The sequence below is a fragment of the Microbispora sp. NBRC 16548 genome, assembly GCF_030268985.1.
GTDB classification, from domain to species: domain Bacteria; phylum Actinomycetota; class Actinomycetes; order Streptosporangiales; family Streptosporangiaceae; genus Microbispora; species Microbispora catharanthi.
The window spans coordinates 1-319 of record NZ_BSSF01000105.1 but is presented as its reverse complement, the minus strand read 5'-3'; the positions used below and the strand labels follow the sequence as shown (position 1 = coordinate 319).

Here is a 319-nt window from a genome sequence, read left to right as displayed (position 1 = left end):
ATCGTCGGGATGGTGCCGTCGGCGTTGTAGGTGAACTTCTCCACGGCGACCGAGCGGGTGTAGCCGCCGCCGCCCGGCAGGGCGCCGTTGTGGTAGAAGAAGTACGAACCGCCGTTGAAGTCGATGATTCCCGGGTGGTTGGTGAAACTACTGCCCTGCGTCGGCATGATCGTGCCGCGGTAGGTCCACGGTCCGGTCGGGCTGGTGGCCGTGGAGTATGCGATGAACTCCGAGCAGCACTTGGCCGCGAACACCATGTAGTACAGGCTGCCCCGCTTGTAGAACCACGGGCCCTCTTCGAACAGCGTCGGCCGGTTGG

At 64.3% G+C, this 319-nt stretch carries 1 protein-coding gene; it reads right to left on the bottom strand.

The genetic code is table 11. From position 1 onward, the window contains the following. The coding region (locus QSK36_RS43235; RefSeq protein ID WP_285786461.1) for a family 43 glycosylhydrolase at positions 1–319 on the bottom strand (319 nt) is incomplete at both ends.